Annotated in this window: 21 protein-coding genes; 13 read left to right on the forward strand and 8 right to left on the reverse strand. The window is 62.6% G+C overall.

From position 1 onward, the window contains the following. Positions 1 to 41 precede the first annotated feature (41 nt). From QRN54_RS07270 to QRN54_RS07290, 5 genes are all read right to left on the reverse strand, one after another. Positions 42 to 1,436, reverse strand: a complete 1,395-nt coding sequence (locus QRN54_RS07270) for a sensor histidine kinase (RefSeq protein WP_003940854.1) — start codon at positions 1,434 to 1,436, stop codon at positions 42 to 44. Continuing rightward, positions 1,433 to 2,131 carry a response regulator transcription factor gene (locus QRN54_RS07275; protein ID WP_058039028.1) on the reverse strand — a complete coding sequence of 233 codons (699 nt, stop codon included), beginning with the start codon at positions 2,129 to 2,131 and terminating at the stop codon, positions 1,433 to 1,435. Before QRN54_RS07275 ends, QRN54_RS07270 begins: the two co-directional genes overlap by 4 nt. A gap of 75 nt (positions 2,132 to 2,206) precedes the next feature. Further along, a complete protein-coding gene (locus QRN54_RS07280) occupies positions 2,207 to 2,848 on the reverse strand; it encodes a phosphatase PAP2 family protein (protein ID WP_042449719.1) in 642 nt (213 codons plus the stop codon). 2 nt (positions 2,849 to 2,850) lie between these two features. Further along, positions 2,851 to 3,435 carry a M15 family metallopeptidase gene (locus QRN54_RS07285; protein WP_003940687.1) on the reverse strand — a complete coding sequence of 195 codons (585 nt, stop codon included), beginning with the start codon at positions 3,433 to 3,435 and terminating at the stop codon, positions 2,851 to 2,853. A gap of 110 nt (positions 3,436 to 3,545) precedes the next feature. Continuing rightward, the gene (locus QRN54_RS07290; protein ID WP_003940889.1) at positions 3,546 to 4,223 is read right to left on the reverse strand and encodes a winged helix-turn-helix transcriptional regulator; all 678 of its coding nucleotides are present in this window, start codon (positions 4,221 to 4,223) and stop codon (positions 3,546 to 3,548) included. A 135-nt stretch (positions 4,224 to 4,358) separates the two neighbouring features. Between QRN54_RS07290 and QRN54_RS07295 the strand changes: the two genes are divergently transcribed. After that, entirely contained in the window at positions 4,359 to 5,195 is an 837-nt protein-coding gene (locus QRN54_RS07295; protein WP_007727495.1) for a class I SAM-dependent methyltransferase, read from the forward strand. Further along, positions 5,192 to 6,583 (forward strand): FAD-binding oxidoreductase, encoded by a 1,392-nt coding sequence (locus tag QRN54_RS07300; RefSeq protein ID WP_285181800.1) that lies wholly within the window; start codon positions 5,192 to 5,194, stop codon positions 6,581 to 6,583. The genes QRN54_RS07295 and QRN54_RS07300 overlap by 4 nt, the downstream gene beginning before the upstream one ends. A 9-nt stretch (positions 6,584 to 6,592) precedes the next feature. On the opposite strand, the gene QRN54_RS07305 is transcribed toward QRN54_RS07300, so the two are convergent. Next, positions 6,593 to 7,792 carry a serine/threonine-protein kinase gene (locus QRN54_RS07305; protein ID WP_003940952.1) on the reverse strand — a complete coding sequence of 400 codons (1,200 nt, stop codon included), beginning with the start codon at positions 7,790 to 7,792 and terminating at the stop codon, positions 6,593 to 6,595. 227 nt (positions 7,793 to 8,019) lie between these two features. Here QRN54_RS07305 and imuA' point away from each other — a divergent pair, with 227 nt between their 5' ends. From imuA' to QRN54_RS07340, 7 genes are all read left to right on the forward strand, one after another. Next, a complete protein-coding gene (gene imuA' / locus QRN54_RS07310; RefSeq protein ID WP_285181801.1) occupies positions 8,020 to 8,895 on the forward strand; it encodes a DnaE2-dependent mutagenesis accessory factor ImuA' in 876 nt (291 codons plus the stop codon). Beyond that, a complete protein-coding gene (locus tag QRN54_RS07315) occupies positions 8,892 to 10,445 on the forward strand; it encodes a DNA polymerase Y family protein (protein ID WP_058226536.1) in 1,554 nt (517 codons plus the stop codon). The genes imuA' and QRN54_RS07315 overlap by 4 nt, the downstream gene beginning before the upstream one ends. A gap of 165 nt (positions 10,446 to 10,610) precedes the next feature. Continuing rightward, positions 10,611 to 11,456 (forward strand): alpha/beta hydrolase, encoded by an 846-nt coding sequence (locus QRN54_RS07320; protein WP_058226413.1) that lies wholly within the window; start codon positions 10,611 to 10,613, stop codon positions 11,454 to 11,456. Then, positions 11,443 to 12,198 carry an alpha/beta fold hydrolase gene (locus tag QRN54_RS07325; RefSeq protein ID WP_030535116.1) on the forward strand — a complete coding sequence of 252 codons (756 nt, stop codon included), beginning with the start codon at positions 11,443 to 11,445 and terminating at the stop codon, positions 12,196 to 12,198. Before QRN54_RS07320 ends, QRN54_RS07325 begins: the two co-directional genes overlap by 14 nt. Positions 12,199 to 12,265: 67 nt before the next feature. Next, positions 12,266 to 12,607, forward strand: a complete 342-nt coding sequence (locus QRN54_RS07330; protein ID WP_007727485.1) for a DUF6292 family protein — start codon at positions 12,266 to 12,268, stop codon at positions 12,605 to 12,607. A gap of 45 nt (positions 12,608 to 12,652) precedes the next feature. After that, positions 12,653 to 14,290 carry a sulfatase family protein gene (locus tag QRN54_RS07335; protein ID WP_042923441.1) on the forward strand — a complete coding sequence of 546 codons (1,638 nt, stop codon included), beginning with the start codon at positions 12,653 to 12,655 and terminating at the stop codon, positions 14,288 to 14,290. An 87-nt stretch (positions 14,291 to 14,377) separates the two neighbouring features. Next, positions 14,378 to 15,334, forward strand: coding sequence for a R2-like ligand-binding oxidase (locus QRN54_RS07340; protein ID WP_003940790.1), 957 nt, complete (start codon positions 14,378 to 14,380; stop codon positions 15,332 to 15,334). A 9-nt stretch (positions 15,335 to 15,343) separates the two neighbouring features. Here QRN54_RS07340 and QRN54_RS07345 read toward each other — a convergent pair whose 3' ends face one another. Beyond that, on the reverse strand, positions 15,344 to 15,982 hold the full coding sequence (locus QRN54_RS07345; protein ID WP_030535114.1) for an HD domain-containing protein: 639 nt from the start codon (positions 15,980 to 15,982) through the stop codon (positions 15,344 to 15,346). Positions 15,983 to 16,107: 125 nt separating this feature from the next. Here QRN54_RS07345 and QRN54_RS07350 point away from each other — a divergent pair, with 125 nt between their 5' ends. Next, positions 16,108 to 17,064: a GlxA family transcriptional regulator gene (locus tag QRN54_RS07350; RefSeq protein ID WP_007727480.1), complete on the forward strand. Its 957-nt coding sequence runs from the start codon at positions 16,108 to 16,110 to the stop codon at positions 17,062 to 17,064. Here the strand turns inward: QRN54_RS07350 and QRN54_RS07355 are convergent. Beyond that, on the reverse strand, positions 17,049 to 17,894 hold the full coding sequence (locus QRN54_RS07355) for an alpha/beta hydrolase (protein ID WP_042923446.1): 846 nt from the start codon (positions 17,892 to 17,894) through the stop codon (positions 17,049 to 17,051). The two genes, QRN54_RS07350 and QRN54_RS07355, sit on opposite strands and share 16 nt — an antisense overlap. 128 nt (positions 17,895 to 18,022) lie before the next feature. On the opposite strand from QRN54_RS07355, the gene QRN54_RS07360 reads away from it, so the two are divergent. Genes QRN54_RS07360 through QRN54_RS07370 form a run of 3 tightly spaced genes read left to right on the forward strand, consistent with a single transcriptional unit; the run spans position 18,023 to position 20,057 of the window. Then, on the forward strand, positions 18,023 to 18,526 hold the full coding sequence (locus tag QRN54_RS07360) for a hypothetical protein (RefSeq protein WP_042449832.1): 504 nt from the start codon (positions 18,023 to 18,025) through the stop codon (positions 18,524 to 18,526). 9 nt (positions 18,527 to 18,535) lie between these two features. Continuing rightward, positions 18,536 to 19,108: a YdeI/OmpD-associated family protein gene (locus QRN54_RS07365; RefSeq protein WP_007727476.1), complete on the forward strand. Its 573-nt coding sequence runs from the start codon at positions 18,536 to 18,538 to the stop codon at positions 19,106 to 19,108. A gap of 58 nt (positions 19,109 to 19,166) precedes the next feature. After that, the gene (locus tag QRN54_RS07370) at positions 19,167 to 20,057 is read left to right on the forward strand and encodes a ferredoxin family protein (RefSeq protein WP_003940919.1); all 891 of its coding nucleotides are present in this window, start codon (positions 19,167 to 19,169) and stop codon (positions 20,055 to 20,057) included. Positions 20,058 to 20,086: the final 29 nt, after the last annotated feature.

Consider the following 20,086-nt stretch of genomic DNA (forward strand, 5'->3'; position numbering starts at 1 on the left):
CGCCTTGGGTGCGCCGAAAGGTACGTTCGCTCGGGAAGGGGTCAGCGACGGGGCAGGCGAACCGTGAAGACCGTGCGACCATCCACCTGGTCGACGCCGATGGTGCCGCCGTGCAGGTGCACGTTCTCGACGGCGAGCGAGAGTCCGAGTCCGCTGCCCTCGCTGCGTCCGCGCGCGGTGTCGACCTTGTAGAACCGCCGAAAGATCGCCTGCCGGTCTTCGGGTGAGATGCCGGGGCCGTGGTCGACGACGGTGATGACGGAGAAACCGGATTCGACGCTCAACTCGACGCGAACCGGGGGCGCTCCGTGGCGCAGTGCATTGCCGACGAGGTTGGCGACGACAATGTCGATCCGACGCGAATCGACTCTGGCGCTGACACTTTCGGGTGCGCGCAGTTCGACGGTGTCTGTCCATCCGCGGCTCTCGAGTGTGCGCTCGGTCAATTCGACGAGGTCGACGTCGTCGAGGACGAGGTGCGCTTGCTGAGAGTCGTGGCGAGACATTTCGATGAGGTCTTCGACAAGTCGAGTGAGCTTGCCGATCTCACTGCTCACGATGCGCGCGGCAGCGGCGGCGTCGGGCGGAAGATTGGGGATCTCTTCACGGAGGATCTCACTGACCGGCACCAGTGCTGCGAGCGGCGTCCGGAGCTCGTGGGAGACGTCGGCGACAAACCTTCTCGACTGCTCTTCCGATTCTTCCAGACCTCGGATGACCGCTTCGTTGCGAGCGACCATGTTGTTGAACGTTGTTGTGACCTGGGCGAGTTCGGCTACTCCGTCTTCGGGGAGTCGGACGCTGAGGTCGCCGTCGGCAGCGCGGGCGGCCGCCTTGTCCAGGCGTTTGAGCGGACGGACAAGCGTCGACGCGATCCACAGCCCGAGTAGTCCGCTCACCAACACACCGGCGGCGAGGGTGAGGCCGACAGCTCGAAGCAGGTCGTCGAACTTGTCCTGCACTCCGACCAGCGGCCGGATGGTGACGGCTTTGACCAATGTCTCGTTGTCGTAGCTGTCGTCCGCGCTCATGTCCACGACATTGACGGACATTCCCAACATGATGCGCTGGGAGTCGAGCCTCTCGAAACGGATCAGCTTCGGACTGTCCAAACCTTCGTCGAAGCTGGGCGGAATGGTCGCCGCATCCACGGATCCTTGACGGATGACTTCGCCGTCGACGATCAGCGTCATGTCGGACTGGAAGATCTGTTGGAGGTTGGCAGGCGTCAACTCGTCTACCGGTGTTCCGTTGACGTATTGCAGTTCGTCGCGAAATTGTGCGGTCGCGACATCCTGAGCGTTGGAATAGATCCACGACCGTGCCATGAACGAGACGACACCCGCGGTTGCCCCGGCGATGATCACGACGATTGCGATGAACACGAGCACGAGCCTGGTTCGCAGACCGTCGACCTGAAGCCAGGTCGGTCTCATCGGGCTGGGCTGGTGTTGAAGCGATACCCGAACCCGCGCACCGTTTCGATGACGGTCGGTGCGGCCGGGTCGTCCTCGATCTTTCCGCGCAGCCGCTGCACTGCTGCATCGACGATTCTGGAATCACCCAGATACTCCTGGTCCCAGGCTGCGGACAACAACTGTCGGCGGCTCAGGACCTGTCCGGGGTTCTCGGTCAGCGCCAGGATCAGTCGGAGTTCGGTCGGGGTGAGGGTCAGCAGCATCCCGGCCTTGCGGACCTGCAGCGACGACCGATCCAATTCCAGGTCGCCGAACGTCTCTGCACCCGGCGTCGCATCCGGGCGCGTCGTTGCCGGTGCCGAGCGCCGCACGACGGCTTTGATACGAGCGTCGAGGACGCGCGGACTGGCCGGTTTGACGACGTAGTCGTCGGCACCGGCTTCCAGGCCGGCGACGGTGTCGATGTCGTCGGACCGAGCGGTCAGAATGATGATCGGGATCGAACTTCGGGTGCGGATACGTCGGCAGATCTCGTAACCGTCGGCACCCGGCAGCCCGAGGTCGAGTAGGACGAGGTCCGTGGCACCCAGGGCGTCGTCGAAATCACCGTTACCGTCGGGGCGATGGCTGACGTCGTGCCCGAGTCGGTTCAGTCCCAACGTGATTGCCTCGGCCACGGCTGGATCGTCTTCTATGAAAAGAATGCTCACCATGAGCTCACCTTGGACTCGCCATGATCAGGGGCCTTCTGCGGTCGGAGAAATCTCGGTCAGCCAAGGGTACAGGGGTCACACTCGCGAGAGTCGCTCGTTGCCTGAGTCTGCCAGCACCGCATGCCGGGCGACGCTGGTGTTCAACGGAAATGCCGACACAGCGAGGGTGTAGCAGCCGACGAGCAGTAGTGCACCGATCACGTCGCTCGGGCGGTGCCATTGCAGCACGACTACCGAGATCGCGGTTCCGATGGTGATCAGCGCACCGTTGACCGCAACGACCGCCCGCCACCTCGAGGGCGTGACGATCACGATCGCGCAGACCAGAGCAGCTATGGCCGTCAAAGTGCCGCTGGGGAAGGAATTGTGCATCACCAGACCGTTCAGGTCCGGTCGATCCAGCGATTGTTTGAGAACCCAGGCCGTCGTGATGGGACCGAGGGTCACGACGACGACGCGTAAAGCTAGCGCAATCGGGTTGTTGCGCAATGTGATCATGAGCGCCACGAGCACTCCTCCCACTATCAGTATCGGGGTGACGAGGCCGATGAACTCGGCGGAGAACACGCTGAGGCGTTCGGAGGTGGCCGCGCCCACCATGAGTTGTTGGTCGACGATCTGACCACCGGTGGTGTTGACCGCCAATTCGAATTCGACGACTCCGAGGATCAAGACTGCCAGTGCGGCAATCAGTCTCGCTGGTTTGACTCGTGTCATGATCAGCCTTCCGCTCTCTCGTCCGAGGGGTTGCTCAGTTGTGGCGGGCATTCCCCGCCAGGAGTGGTTGCCAATTCGAAATGCCACATCTCGTTGGCGTAGGTCTGGCAGAGGCCGTAATCGCTGCCGTGCTGAATGAGCCAGTCATCGGCGTCGGTCGGTCCGATGTCGACGGCCTGTCCACTGACATGCTTGGACAGGCTCGGCGAGTGCACCCACTTGGACGCTTCGTCCACGCTGCCGTACTTGACGACGGCTTCGTCGAACAGTCGCTGCTGGTATGCCGCGGACCGCCAACCCGACGTGACGTGCATGTCCACGCCGGATGCCTGTGCGTCGGCCGCTGCCGACTGGAGCGCCGCGAGCAGTGCGGAATCGAGACGAGCAAGCGCGGGCACATGAGTGTCCTGCAAGCTGATGCCGTCCTCGATCTCGCCGCCTGAGGGTCCTGAATCAGGCTGAGTGGCAAGGTAGTTACCGCTCTTCGGTTGTGCTTCTTCTGTGTACGAGCAGGAGCTGAGCGCGACCGCACCGAGCACGACTGCACCGAGTGCGACGAAGCGGATGATTCCGCGGTGGCTGGGCATACAACAGAGACTTCTCGGTCAGTGTCACCGGCAGGTGGTCACCGTTCGTCGACGGTGTCACGGTCTGCAACAGCTCTGTAACAGGACGGAACGGGGCTGGTGAGCGCGCGCTACGCGGGGCGCGGGATCGACGCGAAAGTCGACAGCTCGAACCACGAAGGCAAGCTACGACGCAACGCAGTAGGCCCAGAAATGGTGACGTCACCGGACCGTATGGCGTCCGACCAGGTCAGGTTACCTCGCCAGATCTCGGTCATCTGCCGCAAGCCCGCAGAGACCGACACTGCAACGTCGAAACCCGGATCGATATCGCACATGTCCACCTCACCGGAATTGATGACGAGCCACCAGTTCCGCGAATGTCCACGTACTCCGGAGAATGCGAAGTGCACCACGGTCTTGCCTTCAGGCACCACGGAATGATCCACGCGGCGATGCATGTCCCACAGCAGCAGCTTCGGATCCAGATCTTCGTCGCCCAGTTCACCGATCCACCTGGTACCCCAGATGCCGAGAGCTTCGACCACAGGGCGCAGTTCGCGGCCGGCGTCGGTCAGACGATAGCTGACGACACAGTCGGTTTCTTCTCGCTCCACGATGCCGGCGACCGCGAGTTGGTGAAGCCGGGTCGAGAGCAGAGTCGGTGACATTCGCGGCAGCCCGCGGCGGAGATCGTTGAAATGTTCGCTTCCCATGATCAGTTCGCGGAGGAGAAGCAGTGTCCACCGCTCGTCGAGTAGCTCCATCGCCTTGGCGACGGGGCAGAACTGGTGGTACGAGGACCCCATCTCTCGATCGTAGGCCTCCGGGGTGCTCCGGTACAGATTTCGTACTGGAGAGGAGCGAACCGTCGTCGTAGCGTCGGAGTAACGGCATGAACGCTGTCGGGCTCCGAGTACGAAAATTATTGAAGGAGAACGGTAATGAGTGAATCAACGGGGACTCTCGGGTTGGACCGGGAGCTGAAGGCCAAGCACCGGGCAATGTGGGGGCTCGGTAACTATCCGGCGGTGGCGACGCAGGTCATCGCGGAACTCGGACCTGTATTGGTGCGTGAATGCGGCGTGCAGAAAGGAGATCGGGTGCTCGACGTCGCGGCGGGGTCCGGCAACGCCGCCATTCCGGCGGCTGCGCTGGGTGCGCAGGTGATCGCCACCGACCTGGCTCCCGAACTGTTCGTGGCAGGACGGGAGGCCGCGGCGCTCGCGGGTGTCGAACTCGATTGGCAGGAGGCCGATGCCGAGGCTCTTCCGTTCGGCGACAACGAGTTCGACGTAGTGCTCTCGTGCGTCGGTGTGATGTTTGCCCCGCATCATCAGCGCGCCGCGGACGAACTTTTGCGAGTATGCCGACCCGGCGGAAAGATCGGAGTGCTGAGTTGGACTCCGACGGGGTTCATCGGCGAGATGTTCAAAACGATGAAGCCGTATGCACCGCCCCCGCCTCCTGGTTCGCAGCCGGCGCCTTTGTGGGGCGACGAGAACCATGTTCGTGATCTGCTCGGCGATGTTGCCGCAAGGAAAGACGTACTTCGTGTGGACACATTCAGCGGGCCGGAAGATTTCCGCGATTTCTTCAAGAAGAATTACGGCCCGACCATCGCGGTGTACCGGAACATCGCCGGCGATCCTGACCGCACGCAGGCGCTCGATCGCGATCTGCTCGAGTTGGCAAAGAAGTACGGCAGCGGAAGCGAGCCGTTCGTGATGGAGTGGGAGTACCTGCTTCTCACCGCGACACCCGATGAGGGCGGTGCATGATGACGACGGTCGAGTTCGCGCCACTGAAATCGGCGATCACGGGTTCTGTGTTCAGCCCCCGAGATCCGGAGTACGACGACGCCAGGTCGATCTGGAACGGGCAGATCGATCATCGTCCGGCGGTGATCGCCAGGTGCCGGTCGGCGTCGGATGTGTCTGTGGCACTTGCATTTGCCAGAGCCCATTCGTTGGAGGTTTCGGTCAGAGGTGGTGGGCATTCCTACCGAGGTACCTCGGTGTGTGAAGGCGGTGTGATGATCGATCTCAGTGCGATCAACGTAGTCAGTGTCGCCCCGTCCGCGAAGCGAGCCAGGGTCGGTGGTGGTGCGACGATTGCCGACCTCGACGCCGCGACGCAGGAACACAGATTGGCAGTGACCGGTGGAGTGATCAGTGATACCGGCGTCGGTGGCCTGACCCTCGGCGGCGGCATGGGGTGGTTGACGCGCACGCTCGGCCTGGCGATCGACAATCTGGTGTCGGCAGAGGTGGTGCTCGCCGACGGTTCGATCGTGCGGGCCTCCGAGAACGATCACAGCGACTTGTTCTGGGCGCTGCGCGGCGGCGGCGGAAACTTCGGAGTGGTCACCGAGTTCGAGTACCGTCTGAGCGAGATCGGTCCGGAAGTGCATCTGGGACTGTTCTTCTGGGGGATGGAGGACGGACCCGCAGCGCTTCGTCTGTGCCGCGAAGTGGTGCCTGCCCTGCCGAGAAATGCCGGAGCGATGGTTGCCGTCGGTTTGTCCGCGCCTCCGGCACCGTTTGTTCCGGATCAGTTTCACCTGCTGCCCGGATACGCGTTGCTGGTAGCCGGTTTCGGATCGGAAGAGGAACACTCGAACGCGATTGCGCCGATTCGAGAGGGCGTGCCGACGCTGTTCGAGTTCGTCACCCCGCTCCCGTACATCGGTTTACAGTCGATGCTCGACGAATCGGAACCATGGGGTGCATACGCCTATGAGAAGGCCTTGGACCTGGTGGATTTCTCCGACGCCGTGATCGATGTTCTGACCGAGCAAGCGGGCAAGAAATCGTCGCCGATGTCCTTCATGCCGATCTTTCCGCTGCAGGGAGCTTTCACCTCCGTCGGCGAGGACGACACTGCGTTCGGTGGTTCTCGCACACCACATTACGTGTGCAACATGACGGCTACGGCCACCGATGCCGGGACACTGGAATTGGATCGATCGTGGGTGCGTGAGACCTGGGAAGCCTTGCGTCCGTTCTCGTCCAATCAAGGCGGGTACGTCAACTTCATGACTGATGTCGACGAGGACCGAGTGCGAGCGTCCTACGGTGCGGCGAAGTACGCGCGATTGTCCGCCGTCAAGGCGAAGTACGACCCGGACAACGTGTTTCACCTCAACGCAAACATTCTGCCCGCGTAGAGCGTCCGGTCAGGCCGTGAATACCAGGATGACGACGATCAGTGCGGCCAAGATGATGACGGCAACCATGCCTGTCATGGCGAGGGGAGCCCAGGCCACTACCTTGTCGCGGGTGCTGGCATCGGCGGGGCCGGTCGGTATCCGCGGCGGCCAGGAGAACATGTCCATGGGGCTGGGGACGTTCCGCAGTGGCGTGTTCTGTTGCACTGCAGGCAGTCCGGTGATCGTGGAGCCGGTCAGGCGATTGCGGCGGTGTGGGTCGGCGAGTTGTGTGGTGCGGTGAGCCCACGCCGGCACGGCGCCTTCGGACGAGTAGACGGGAGCGTCGATCAACTGCTCGATCGTGCCACCGCCCGTCGCGGCTGCAGCGAGCGCGTCGCGTGCCTGAGCCATCGTCGGCCGACGGGTGGGGTCCGGCTCGAGGAGCTGAAGGAGAACGTCGGTGAGCGGTCCGGACTTGGTGGGTCGGTAGATCTCGGCCTTGGCGACACGATGCAGTAGAGCGATGGCGTCCGAGTCGATGCCGAAGGGCGGTTGACCCTCGATCACCGTGTAGAGCGTCGACCCGAGTGAGAAGACGTCACTGGCCTCGGTGGGATCGTCGCCGCGGGCAACTTCGGGTGCAAAGTACGCGGGAGTGCCGGTGATGACCTCGTCCTGGGTGTCGGATACGTCGCTCTTTGCGCGGGCGATGCCGAAGTCACTGATCTTGACGGTGCCGAGAGACTTGCCTCGGTCGGCGATCAGGATGTTGCCGGGCTTGATGTCGCGGTGGACGATGCCGGCGGCGTGCGCCTCGGTGAGCGCCGCAGCGATCTGCGCGCCGATCTGCGCGACCTCCAGCGGTGGCAACGTGTCGGCCAAGTTCATCGCCTGGGCGAGGCTGCGGGCGGGGAAGTACTCCATGACCAACCACGGTTCACCGGACTCGATCGCGACGTCGTACATGGCGATGGAGTGGGGGTGGGTGAGCTTTGCGGCGTTCCTGCCTTCGCGCAATGTACGTTCACGGACCTCTTCGGCCGTTTCGGTGTCGAGGCCTTCCGTGCTTGTGACCTGTTTCACCGCGACGTCACGGCTGAGGAGGGTGTCGCGGGCCAGCCAGACGGCGCCCATGCCTCCGTCGCCGATCTTGGAGCGGAGTCGGTACCGCCCCGCCAGCAGGTATTCGGGCCCGATGCCCCTCCCGGTCTGCTCCTGAGCTGTCACATCTCAAGGTTAATGGATTGATGCCACTGTGACGCTCGAGGCTCCTGTGAACTGGGTTTTTTGCTCTGCTTGACGTGTCGGGGGTGACACGGTTTACTGAAAACAGTTCGAAAATATGTTCGAAATTGCTGTTCGTTGGATGCATGTCAGACCCGACTTCCCCGCGGTTTGCCGGCTGGTTATGGATTGCTGCCGAGTGAGTTTTTCCGGTGTTCCGGAGGATGGGGATGACCGAGGTGACCGAGTTGGTGGAGCTGTCGGCAGATGCGGCGGGGTTGTCCCGTCAGGATCGGCTGGCACAGCTCCGCCGACAGATCGCGTCCATTCCCTCTCGCGGCGATACGTCGTTTTCGGGACCGAGTGTTTCCGTGGCTGGTGTTTCCGGGACAAGTGCAGCAGCCTTCGAGAGTGTTGCCGACCGGGAAATACCGGTCGTGGACCGCGCGCACAAGGCTGGTGTTCTCCCAGTGCCGGAAGGTATCGGGGCATTGCTACCGCAGGGCGGTTTGGTGCGCGGAACCGTGGTGTCCGTCGAGGGCGCTGCTTCCTTGCTCTTGGGATTGGTCGCGTCCGTGACGGCGTCCGGGGGGCATGTGGCAGTCATCGGGCAACCTCGACTGGGATTGCTGGCGGCGTACGAGATGGGTGCGCAACTGGAACGTCTGGCGCTCATTCCGGCGCCTGGGCCGGATCCGGTCGAGATCGCTGCTGTGCTGCTCGACGGTATGGATCTGGTGATTCTGGGATTGGCGGGTGCGTCGGTATCCCCGTCGCGTGCGCGAGCGGTGGTGGCGCGCGCCCGGAGCAAGGGCTCGACTCTTGTTGTCACCGAAGGTCACTGGGACGGGGCCGAAGTTCGGTTGGACGCTCGGGTTCATGGTTACGGTGGGTTCGGTCAGGGCCGTGAGTTGGGGCGTGGTCGGCTCAGTTCCCTGAGCCTCGCGGTTCGTGCTCGGGGGCGCTCGTTCCAGCCCCGGACCACGCGTCTGGACATCTGTAGTGCAGCCGGGCGGGTCGAGTGGGTACCTTCCCGGCCGGTCGAGGCCGTGTCGGAGCAGGTGGTGTCGGAGCAGGTGGTGTCGTCGCGGGTGGTGTCACTGTGAGCAGAGTTCTGGCGTTGTGGTGCCCGGACTGGCCGGCGGTGGCAGCGGCAGCGCTTGCCGATCTTCCTGCCACGCATCCTGTCGCGGTCACCTCGGGTAATCGGGTGATCGCATGTTCGGCGACGGCCCGCGCGGAGGGAGTGCGACGAGGCCTGCGCCGACGCGAGTCGCAGGCCCGCTGCCCGGAACTGTATGTGGCGATGGCAGATCCGGAACGCGACGCCAGATTGTTCGAGCCGGTCGCCGCGGCCATCGATGCGGTGGCACCGGGCGTCGAGGTACTCCGTCCCGGTTTGTTGGTGCTCAGTGCGCGAGGTGTCAGTCGGTACTTCGGTTCGGAGGAAGCCGCGGCGGAACGATTGGTGGATCAGGCATCCGCTGCGGGCGTCGAGAGTCAGGTGGGTGTGGCGGATCAACTGTCCACAGCGGTCATTGCCGCGCGCCGGGCAGCGCTGGTGCCGCCGGGGGAGGGGGCACGGTTTCTGGCGCCGCTACCCATGCCGGAGTTGGCGGCCGAGCCCAGTCTGTCTGCGCCGCATCGCGGGGAGTTGGTGGATCTGCTGCGCAGGCTCGGGATCAGAACCATCGGTGCTTTCGCGGATTTACCGGCAGTGGACGTCGCTTCGCGTTTCGGGGCCGATGCGGTGCTCGCGCATCGTGCGGCGCGCGGTGAACCCGAGCGGCCACCGTCGGCGCGGACGCTTCCGCCGGATCTGGAAGTGGAGCAGCATTACGATCCGTCGATCGAGCGGGTGGATGCCGCAGCGTTTGCCGGGCGCGCCTTGGCGAGTCTCCTGCACGACAAATTGTCGGCTGCCGCAGTGGCGTGCACCCGCCTGTCGATTTCGGCCAGCACGGGCAACGGTGAAAATCTTTCTCGGACTTGGCGTTGCGCCGAACCTCTGACACCGGAGGGAACGGCCGATCGAGTGCGATGGCAACTGGACGGCTGGCTCACCGGGCGCAGTGAGACCCGGCCGACCGCAGGCATAGCGGTGTTGCGTCTGGAACCGGTGGAGGTGGTCAGTGCCGGCGCTTTGCAGTTGGGGCTGTGGGGCGGTGTCGGCGACGAGGAGGAGCGGGCCAGGCGAGCATTGGTGCGCGTGCAAGGTCTTCTGGGCGGCGAATCGGTTCAGGTCGGTGTCCTGAGCGGTGGTCGAGGGCCCTCGGAGCGAATTACCCTGTTGCCCTTGGGTGACGAGCGGGTAGCTGCTCATGATCCGACAGCCCCGTGGCCTGGTCGTCTGCCGCAGCCGTCTCCGGGGTCGATCTTCGTCGACAATCCCAAGGTATGGCTGGAGGATGTGGCCGGCAACGCCGTGTACGTCACTGAGCGCGGTGTCTTCAGCTCGCCGCCGGGAAGGCTGAAGTGGGGGAGCAAGGAATGGGCAGTGCAGGGATGGGCCGGGCCCTGGCCGGTGGACGAGCGATGGTGGGACGCAGCCTCGGCGCGCACGGCCGCGCGGGCTCAGGTGCTGTTGGAGGAATCGCGGGCGTTGCTGATGATCTGTGAAGGCGGTGGATGGTCGGTGGAGGGCGTGTACGAATGAGCTCGCAGGTACAGCCAGCTGTACCGGACATGGTCGAGTCGACTGTACGAACAGTAGGGGCGCTGGCGCCATCGCACTGACGCCATCGGGCGCTTAGCGTTGATGACATTCAAAAACTCACTGTTGCAATGATTCTCGTCGTTGCAACTCTTCGCGAGGAGTGTCATGAAAACGGCGGGTCGAGCTGACGTTTCCGGAACCGATCGACTTCACTACGAGCCGATGGAGCTACGCGACGCACAACTTCTGGCATACGACGAGTCCGGCGAAGGCCGGATCGTGGAGGTGTTCGGCGATGTCGCCACAGCCGAGCACATCATGATCTTCGTGCCGGGCAACGACAACGGACTGGGAAACTACTTCGACGAGAACCGTCCGACAGGACCACGGGCGAGCGGATGGACACTGGGAAGGATGCTCCGAACGCTCGGGCCGAACGACCGCGTCGCGGTGATCGTGTGGGTCGGTTATCGGACGCCGTGGGGATTTCTCGAGTCGTTCTCCCGGACACTTGCAGAACTTGGTGCGATAGATCTGGCGCGGTTGACTCGTATCCTGCCGCGATCGGCGCATGTGACGCTCGTCGGGCACAGCTACGGGGCCGTGGTGTGCGGACTCGCTCTCCCGTCGGCGCGAGTGGACGATTGCGTGGTGCTGGGTAGTCCGGGGATGGGGACCAGTTCGCGCGAAGACCTGTGCTTTGCCGGAAATCTCTGGGCTGCGCTTGGTCCGTCGGACTGGATCCGCTACTTCCCACGCGTGAAGATCGGCCACATCGGGCACGGCCCGTCTCCAGTTCGGGCGCAGCACGGAGCCATTGTTTTCGGTACCGGTGCCGTTCGAGGGCATTGCGGCTACTTCGCCGATGCAAGCGAGTCGCTGCGAAACATCGCGAGGATCGGACTCGGTCGCTACGACGAGGTCACGCGACCAGGGGAGTTGCAGCCTCGGCTGACCGCGTCAGCAATCCGTGAGGACGGGTCTATCCTGGGAACTCGTGAGTGTCGCTAACGTACGAAGTGCCGGCGGGGTCCAGATCAGCTACCGCGATTCCGGCTCGCATCCCAGTGTGGCCGATCTGCCTCCGGTAGTCCTCGTGCACGGGATGGGCGGCGACAGCGGTACCTGGGACAAGTTCGCGCGGACCTTGCGATCACGCAACCGGCGAGTTGTCTCGGTCGACCTTCGCGGCCACGGCCGGAGCGCTCGTGCGTCGTCGTATCTGTTCGAGGAGTTCGCGGACGACGTCATGGACGTGTGTGATCATCTCGAACTCGAGCAGGTGGACCTGGTCGGCCACTCGCTCGGCGGGCACGCGGCGTCGTTGATCGCGCAGAAACGTCCCACTGCGGTGCGGAAGTTGGTCATCGAGGAAGCGCCGTTACCACTACGTGCGGGTGACCCGGAACAGGTGTTCGCGAGGAAATTGCCGAGTGTCCCAGAACTGTGGCACGCCACAACAAGTTTGGTGCGGCATCCGCGAGCCGCGTTGACGTTCGATCGCTCGATGACGCGGTCCGCGCTCGAGCAGTTCCGCCGGCCGGATCCGCAGTGGTGGGATCGGTTGCCGCTCATCGAGGCTGACATGTTGTTCCTGCGTGGAGGTCTGGGCGGGATGGTGGATCCTGTTCGCCTCGACGCTGTTGCAGCCACCGTCGCACGCTGCGAATTGGTCTCTTTCCGTACCGGCCACAGTGTCCACCGCGACGGTCATCGCCAATTCGAATCCGTTGTGTTGCCGTTCATTTCCTGAAAGCGCAATACTCGATCGGTGATGCCACGAACCCATCCGAAACGTGTGTGGCACCGAATGTACTTCCATGCATACCAACGGCAACGACTGGTCCGCACACGAATACGTCGACGCGGTAGCACGGTCCGTTCACGGTGAGACCGTCCGATGGCCGCAGGGGCCGAGCATGGATGCGGTGATCGTCCTTCCCGTTCATGCCAGGCACCATCCGGGGAAGAACGCAGTTCTGCTCTGGAATCACGACTTCGGTTGGTCGTGGGGTGTCGAGGAGGCTGATGTGCGAAGGACGATTTCGATAGTCGACACCCTCGGTATCGGCCGGACACCGGATCCGCTGCGCTGTGCGGATCGGGTTATCGAACTGATCAGCGCACGGGCAGTTTGCTCGCGCATGTGTAGCGAAGAGTGATTCGGTCAACTCTGGGGCGACAACGCCTCCGAGAGGACGACGCCCGTGAACCCAGAGAACGTTCCAGCCCCGCATTGTCATTCATTGCCGCGCCGGACGTTCCTCGGTGGCGTCGGTGCCCTTGTCCTCGCGGGAGTGGCAGACGTCGCGGCCGGCGCGGTGAGCGCGGTGCCGGTACAAGCAGCACCCGCCGATCGGTTTCCGCAGAAACCCAACATCGTTGTCATCATCACCGATCAGGAACGCCGGCCGATGTACTGGCCACAAGGCTGGGCTGAACAGAATCTGCCCAACCGCAAGAGGATTGCCGATCACGGGCTGAGTTTCGACCAGGCAGTGTGCAACACCGCGATGTGCTCGCCCAGTCGCAGTACGTTCTTCACCGGCCTCTACCCCGCGCAGCACGGGGTCACCAGAACGCTCACCGAAGGTGGCACTGTCTCACCCACCGAGCCCCAGTTGCAGGTCTCCGAACAGAACATGGCAAAGCTGCTGGCGTCGGCCGGCTACAACGTCCAGTACCGGGGGAAATGGCATCTGAGCAAAGGCGTCGAGGGTGGTGATCCGACAAGCGCGGACGTGGCAGGATTCGGCTTCGAGGGGTGGATTCCGCCGGACGCGGGCCAGGACACCAATCCGGATCACTTCGGTGGCGGGTGCGCAGACCATGATCGCCGTGTCGCCGAGGAAGCTGTCGAGTTTCTCTCCGGACCCGCAGTCGCATCCGGACAGCCTTGGGCGCTGATCGTCTCGTTCGTGAACCCGCACGATGTCCTCGCGTACCCCCAGACGTGGAACGCGATGAACGGCACGTGCGACAACTACGGATCGGACGCGCCAGGCGCCTTCGAGCAGGGTATCGACTTGCCGCCCACCTTCGACGAGATCCTGGCGCTCAATCACAAACCGACAGCCCAGGTTCAGTCGGAACTGCTGTTGGCAGCCGGGCTCGGGCCGCTGCTCGGACCCGATCAGGCGCGTAACTACATCAACTTCTACGCCTATATGCACAGGGTGGTCGACGAACACATCGGCAGCGTGCTCGACGCGATCGAAGCCACTCCACAGATGCTGGACGACACGGTGATCGTTCGGATGTCCGATCACGGGGAGATGGGGATGAGCCACGGAGGTTTGCGGCAGAAAGTGTTCAACGCCTACGAGGAAACACTGCGCGTTCCACTGGTCATCAGCAACCCCTTGCTGTTTCCCGAACCCGTTCGCACCGACGCCCTGGCGTCGTTGATCGACGTGATGCCCACTCTCGCCACGCTCGCCCAAGCGCCTGCGCGTCAATCGTGGAACTTCCTGGGTACCGATCTGACACCGGTCATCGTCGACGCTGCCGCTTATCCGCAAAGTCCCAGCACGCAGGTTCAGGACACGATTCTGTTCACCTACGACGATCAGAACTGTGCGACGCCCGACGGTCAGAACATCGTCACGCAGCCCAACCACATTCGGTGCATACGCGAGAGTCGCTGGAAGTACACGATGTACTTCGATCCTGCGGGAGTTGCTGCGCCGCAATACGAACTGTACGACTTACAAGCCGACCCCTTGGAACTGAACAATCTCGCCAATCCGCTCAACATCGGCTCGTATCGGCCGGATCTGGCAGCTCAGATGAACGCCAAGCTCTTCGCAGTGATGGAGACCAAGGGGGTTTCCCTGAAGGAATAGATCGAATTTCGTCAAAACTGATTCACGTTTCAGTTCTGCGGGCATGCTGGTGGGGCATCTGTCTTCGGTTCGGGAAGAAGGAATGTCATGACTGTCACCTCGCCGGGGCGAGAAGGTTTCAGTTCTCTTCGGTCGGGAGGGTTGAACTGGGATTCGTTCCCACTCCGATTGTTCACCAAGGGAAATGCCAAATTCTGGAACCCAACCGACCTCGATTTTTCGCAGGATGCCCGTGACTGGCAGGAGCTGACCAGCGAACAACAGCGCAGCGCCACCTTCCTGTGTGCGCAGTTCATCGCCGGTGAAGAAGCCGTCACCGAAGACATTCAACCGTTCATGAAAGCAATGTCGACCGAGGGACGATTCGGCGACGAGATGTACTTGACGCAGTTCTGTTTCGAGGAAGCCAAGCACACCCAGGTGTTTCGGCTGTGGATGGACGAAGTGGGATTGACCAGTGACCTGCATTCCTACGTCGCTGACAATCCGTACTACCGGCAACTGTTCTACGAGGAGCTGCCGTCGTCGCTACGCATTCTCGAGACAGACCCCAGCCCGGTCAACCAGGTGCGTGCCAGCGTCACGTACAACCACGTCATCGAGGGCAGTCTGGCGCTGACGGGTTACTACGCCTGGCAGAAAGTTTGTGCGACGCGCGGAATCCTCCCTGGCATGCAGCAATTGGTGCGAAAGATCGGTGACGACGAACGACGGCACATGGCTTGGGGGACGTTCACCTGCCGAAGGCACGTCGCCGCCGACGATCACAACTGGGACGTCGTCCAGCAGCGGATGGGTGAACTCATGCCCATGGCCCTCGGAATGATCAACTGGGTCAACGATCAATTCGAGGTGCAGCCGTTCGGTTTGGACAATCAGGAGTTCCTCGAGTATGCCGCAGACCGTGCACAGCGCCGACTTTCGGCGATCGAGTCTGCACGCGGGCGCGACGTCGCCGAGATCGACCTCGACTATTCGCCGGAGACCCTCGAGGAAAAGTTCGGGGCAGAAGATGCCGCTGCGATGAGTGAGGCGGCCAAATGACTGCGAATTCTATTGGGGCCAAGCCGAGTTCTGGATGACCTCGACAAAATCGATGTGCCGAAATCCCGGCACGAAATGTTCGAGTACGTCAGCGTTCACCGTCCCGAACGTACTTTCGGGACGGTGCTTGAAGCCGTCGGTGAAGGCCTTCAAGATCTGATTCTTGAAATCCGGACGGGGGTGGGCCGCGGTGACGGCGTCGATGTCGGCCCGGTCGAGTTCGCTGTATCCGATTCCCAGTACATCGGTCTCCACACCCGCTGTCACCAAGGCGATTTCGGGCTCCAGCCGCGAGGGGACCTCGGGCGTCGTATGTAGAGCGATGCCTTCCCACACTTTGCGGATGTCGGTTTCGTCGACTTCGTAGCCGGTGAGGAATCGCCGCGCTTCGTCCGCGCTGTCCAATTCGAATCGCGCCGTACTGTCCCGGAATTTCTCGGTGAGCCCCAGGTCGTGAAACATGGCGCCGACGTATAGCAATTCAGGGTCGGCGTGCAGTCCCAAACGCGCGCCTTGCAGCGATCCGAAGAGGAAGACGCGTCGCGAGTGGTGAAACAGTAACTCGGACGCCGTATCTCGGACGAGTTCGGTGGCGTCGGCAGCCATCTTCGAATCGGGGATTTTCACACCGGCAATGATCGTGTTCATCGGTACCTGCTCTGCTCGTCGCTGCTGCGAATTTCTCGGTCTGTCCCAGTGTCGGTCGAGCACGCACGCGGGTGCACCCTGATCTCGGCCATACTGTCCACAGATCAGGACGAAGGGGAGCGATCGTGACCGCAGTGCATCGAGTTGCCGTCCTGGTGTTCGACGGCGTCAAACTGCTCGACGTCGCAGGTCCGAGTGAGGTGTTCGCAGAGGCCAATCGCGGCGGAGCGAACTACGAGTTGGTGATCTGCTCGGTAGGTGGACACGATGTCGACTCGTCGACCGGCATGCGCATTCCGGTCGACTGTGACGTCGCAGATTCCGGTTCCTTCGACACGTTGCTGGTCATGGGTGGCGACGTGTTCCCGTCGATGCCGGTGAGTCCGGAATTGCGTGAGGCAGCGAGCGATCTGGCGAGACGTTCGGGTCGGGTTGCCTCGATCTGTACCGGGACATTCATCCTGGCGGCGAGTGGACTGCTCGATGGACGCCGCGCAACGACGCATTGGCAACACACGGCAACGCTGGCGCGCGCCTATCCGCAGATCACGGTAGTTCCCGACGCCATTTTCATCCAGGACGGCACGGTGTTCTCGTCTGCGGGTGTGACCGCCGGGATCGACCTCGCGCTCGCATTGCTCGAGCGAGATCATGGTGCAGAAATGGCCCGACGTGTCGCACAGCTTCTGGTGGTATTTCTCCAACGTCCAGGTGGGCAGTCACAGTTCTCGCCGTCGTTGAGCGGGCCGCGGCCCCGGGTGCCCGCGCTTCGCGCAGTGGTCGAGGCGGTGGCCGCCGATCCGGCGGGGGAGTACTCGGTCGACGAACTGGCTGCCCTGGCGCACCTGAGCCCACGGCATCTGACGAGGCTCTTTCGGGAAGAACTCGGTACGACGCCGGCCAAATACGTCGAGTTGATCCGTTTCGACTCCGCGAAAGCGCTCCTCGATGCCGGCCACTCGGTGACCGAAGCCGCGCAATTGGCGGGATTCGGCAGTTCGGAATCCCTACGACGAGCATTTTCGACGCATCTCGGAATCTCGCCGCAGGTGTACCGCCGTCGTTTTCAAGCTTTCGGCTGAGACTGACTTTCGTGCTTGCCTTGCGGCGGGCTCATGCCCTGCTTGTCGAGCCAGGCAAGGCTGTAGTCCGCGATCTCACGCCAGCCGTGGTCGATGGTCAGCGAGTGACCTCGATCGCCGAAGACCTTGTATTCGTTGATCGTCGGGGCCTTGGCGTACTTCTTGAACGAGCTGTCCGAACTGGCCTTCGGGACTGTGCGATCCTTGCCGCCGCCGATCATCAGGAGTGGCCCGCGGCGGGCGTTGAAATCTACTGCAGCGGGGCTGTGGGGCGCGAAGTTGGCGAGTGCTGCCTCGAACAACGGCCGACCAGGGGCGGGAATCGCATACTGCTCGAACAATGCGTCGGACTCGTCCTTGGACACGGCACTGGCGAAGGACTTGTGGAACGACTCTCTGTTGTGTGAGTACGCCTTCCGGTAGTTCCCGGGGTTGGACAGGACCGGGAAAACACTGCCCAGTTGAACGAGGGGAAGTTTCAACACCCCTTTGGGCTGAGCCGGGTCGATGGCAATTGCCGCGGTCGCCAACTTCTGGCCCAGCAGTTTCTGCGCGATCAAACCTCCGAACGAATGCCCCACCACGATCGGTGGCTCGTCGAGATCGGCTATCACCTTGGCGTAGTGATCCGTCACGTCCTCGATGCCGTGTCCCGCGATGTCTTCCGGGTGTTCACGCGTCTCACCCACGGTCGACGCGTCCCCTGGCCACCCCGGCGCCATCGTGGGGTATCCCTGCGCGTTGAAAACCTGCGCCCAGGGGTCCCAGGTGGTCGGGTGCATCCAGAGTCCGTGGATGAACAGAACAGTCGGGTTGGACTTGGGCGACATGCGCGCTCCCCGCTATCGGACCGATGATCGATACGGGATGCCCGCTTTTTACAACCTCATTCACATTTTCGGCGAGCTCTTCCGTCGGGCCGTTCCGTTCTGTTGTGCGAAGATGGCACGATCGTGGCATGGCACCAACTGGATCTGCGAAGGCGATGGCACTGTGGACCACCGCTTTTGTTGTCTCACAAGCGAATATTGCTCGCCTACTCGGGCCGGTGGCTCCCAAAGTATTGGAAGTGCAGACGGCGTTCTCCGCTCGCCGGTACGTCGAGATCTTGGACTCCATGGACGACGAGGCCACGGCACGATTTCGTAGTCACTACTACCCCGACTTCGTACATCCCGCGATCTACGCGATGGCTTTGCGGTCAGCGGGCACGAGGCTCGGGGAGCGGGTTCCCCTTTCCCCGGCAACTCGGCGCGCCCTTGCCGTAGTGCCCGTACTGTCGGCGGCCGGCGACTACGTCGAGAACGTGGTCGGACTCCATTTCCTCGATCATCGCGACAGGATCACCGACTCGAGGGTTCGCGCCGCTTCGACCGTCAGTATTGCCAAATGGGTGCTCGCACTCGGAACTCTCGGATATTTGTCGCAGGGTTTTGTCAGGGTATGGGTATCGCGAAAATGAGGAGCACTGATGGCAGTCGAACTCGGCACCGAATACTTCGCTGACGGAGCAGAGTTCCGTCGATGGCTGTCCGAGAACCACGAGGTGGTCCCCGGCCTTTGGCTGAAAATGGCCAAGAAGACCTCGTCGCACAGTTCGATCGACTACGACCAAGCGTTGGACGTTGCCCTGTGCTTCGGCTGGATCGACAGCCTCGCAAGGCGAATCGACGACGATTTCTTCGTACAGAAGTTTTCGCGACGCACCGCGCGGAGTCCGTGGTCCAAACGCAACGTCGAGATAGTCGCCCGCCTCGACGCTGCGGGACTTCTCGAGCCTTCCGGCATCGCCGAGATCGAGAAGGCCAAGGCCGACGGTCGATGGGATCGCGCGTACGAGGGATCAGCCAAGGCCGAGGTCCCGAAAGACTTTCTCGATGCGCTCGCGGAAAACCCGAAGGCTCGTGAGTTCTACGCGACGCTCAATTCCACCAACCGATTCACCATCGCGTACCGACTGCAGGAGGCAAAGCGTCCGGAGACGCGAGCCAGGCGGATCGAGAAGTTCGTGAACCAGCTTGCGGAGGGCAAGAAGTTCTATTGAGCTGCCGCGTCACTGGGCCACAGGGACTTGCTAATCGACACCCAGCGAGGCTGACACAATGGGCCTCGTGATCGAAGCCGAAACCTGTTCCGCACTGTCTGCTGTCGATGAGCCGCTGGCAGGCAGCGCTGCCGTCGTGCAGGGCTGGGTATGCCTCGAATTCAATGCCGCGTGGGGTCGTGACGTGTTGGACGGTACGGCCTTGGGGGAGGAGCTTGCCGCCGAGCTGAGCCGCCGAGCCGATGCAGCGAACGTACGAATCATGTTCGTTCGGCGACCCGGGCGCACCGATCCGATGACTGATGGACACACCGTCCTGCTTGCGCGCTCCGATCCGAGCGACTCATGGTGTGAAAGGTTGCACATCGATTCGCCGATGGAATTACTCGACGTCGATTTCTTCTTGTTGGATGGGCCGCCACCAGGACTGGGCGAGCAAGTGACCGAGCCAGTCGTATTGGTTTGCGCACACGGCAAGCGCGACCAGTGCTGCGCTGTATTCGGCAGGCCGATCGCCGCAGCGCTGATGTCGTCCTTCGGACCCCAGGTGTGGGAGTGTTCGCATACCGGCGGGCACCGATTCGCGCCGTCGATGATCCTGTTGCCGAGCGGCAATACGTACGGCCGTCTGTCGGCAAGTGAGAGTGTCACGGCCGTGGAGGTGGCTTCCCGAGATCAGGTCCATTTGCCAGGCCTGCGTGGACGGAGTTGTTGGTCTCCTGCGGGGCAGGCTTCGGAAATTGCTGTGCGACAGCAAATAACCTGCGGAATCGACGACTTGGCTGTCATCGAGCAGGCGAGTGACGGGACATGCGTCGTCGCACATGTGGACGGCCGGCAATGGGCCGTGGAGACTGCAGTCTCCGAACTCGCGCCGCGTCCACCGAGTTGCGGCGCGGCGCCCAAGCCGGTCAGGCCGGTTGTCGTCACGTCGATTCGAGACCTGTGATTTCATCGTCGGTTTTCTACGATCAGTCT

Source organism: Rhodococcus sp. MEB032, assembly GCF_030208925.1.
Lineage (GTDB): Bacteria > Actinomycetota > Actinomycetes > Mycobacteriales > Mycobacteriaceae > Rhodococcus_F > Rhodococcus_F qingshengii.

Bases quoted from the DNA above. Each gene is read 5' to 3' on its own strand.
- QRN54_RS07285 (WP_003940687.1), bottom strand. From the start codon at position 3,435: ATGCCCAGCCACCGCGGAATCATCCGCTTCGTCGCACTCGGTGCAGTC.
- QRN54_RS07345 (WP_030535114.1), bottom strand. From the start codon at position 15,982: ATGAACACGATCATTGCCGGTGTGAAAATCCCCGATTCGAAGATGGCT.
- QRN54_RS07365 (WP_007727476.1), top strand. From the start codon at position 18,536: ATGGCAGTCGAACTCGGCACCGAATACTTCGCTGACGGAGCAGAGTTC.
- QRN54_RS07320 (WP_058226413.1), top strand. From the start codon at position 10,611: ATGAAAACGGCGGGTCGAGCTGACGTTTCCGGAACCGATCGACTTCAC.
- QRN54_RS07270 (WP_003940854.1), bottom strand. From the start codon at position 1,436: ATGAGACCGACCTGGCTTCAGGTCGACGGTCTGCGAACCAGGCTCGTG.
- QRN54_RS07275 (WP_058039028.1), bottom strand. From the start codon at position 2,131: ATGGTGAGCATTCTTTTCATAGAAGACGATCCAGCCGTGGCCGAGGCA.
- QRN54_RS07340 (WP_003940790.1), top strand. From the start codon at position 14,378: ATGACTGTCACCTCGCCGGGGCGAGAAGGTTTCAGTTCTCTTCGGTCG.
- QRN54_RS07290 (WP_003940889.1), bottom strand. From the start codon at position 4,223: ATGGGGTCCTCGTACCACCAGTTCTGCCCCGTCGCCAAGGCGATGGAG.
- QRN54_RS07280 (WP_042449719.1), bottom strand. From the start codon at position 2,848: ATGACACGAGTCAAACCAGCGAGACTGATTGCCGCACTGGCAGTCTTG.
- QRN54_RS07360 (WP_042449832.1), top strand. From the start codon at position 18,023: ATGGCACCAACTGGATCTGCGAAGGCGATGGCACTGTGGACCACCGCT.
- QRN54_RS07330 (WP_007727485.1), top strand. From the start codon at position 12,266: ATGCATACCAACGGCAACGACTGGTCCGCACACGAATACGTCGACGCG.
- imuA' (WP_285181801.1), top strand. From the start codon at position 8,020: ATGACCGAGGTGACCGAGTTGGTGGAGCTGTCGGCAGATGCGGCGGGG.
- QRN54_RS07295 (WP_007727495.1), top strand. From the start codon at position 4,359: ATGAGTGAATCAACGGGGACTCTCGGGTTGGACCGGGAGCTGAAGGCC.
- QRN54_RS07370 (WP_003940919.1), top strand. From the start codon at position 19,167: ATGGGCCTCGTGATCGAAGCCGAAACCTGTTCCGCACTGTCTGCTGTC.
- QRN54_RS07300 (WP_285181800.1), top strand. From the start codon at position 5,192: ATGATGACGACGGTCGAGTTCGCGCCACTGAAATCGGCGATCACGGGT.
- QRN54_RS07355 (WP_042923446.1), bottom strand. From the start codon at position 17,894: ATGTCGCCCAAGTCCAACCCGACTGTTCTGTTCATCCACGGACTCTGG.